General features: G+C 60.5%; 1 protein-coding gene. It reads right to left on the bottom strand.

The genetic code is table 11. The features are described 5' to 3' along the window. The coding region (locus ACFZPT_RS26700) for a hypothetical protein (protein WP_379559133.1) at positions 1-271 on the bottom strand (271 nt) is incomplete at both ends.

The following is a 271-nucleotide window of genomic DNA, read 5'->3' as shown; positions in this document are numbered from 1 at the left end:
CACCGCAGATACCGATGCAGTGCAACCGAATACAGCAGTGCCTGCAGCGGATAGTGCGAGCGCATCATCTCCGTCGCCATGAGTTCACGCATGTAGTTGGCAGCCGTCAGATCGCCGCGACCGATCCGGTTGGTCTTGTAATCGACGATCACGAACGACGGGCCCGGGATCCGCAAGACTGCGTCGATACTGCCCGTCAGGAATCCGCGCATCGGTGACGTCTCGACACGGTCCAGATAGTCGGCGTACGACGCCAGAATGTCGTCGGAGG

It is taken from the genome of Pseudomonas sp. MD330_10 (genome assembly GCF_042610415.1).
GTDB classification, from domain to species: Bacteria; Pseudomonadota; Gammaproteobacteria; order Pseudomonadales; family Pseudomonadaceae; genus Aquipseudomonas; species Aquipseudomonas rhodesiae.
This window is presented reverse-complemented; position numbering and strand designations above follow the sequence as displayed.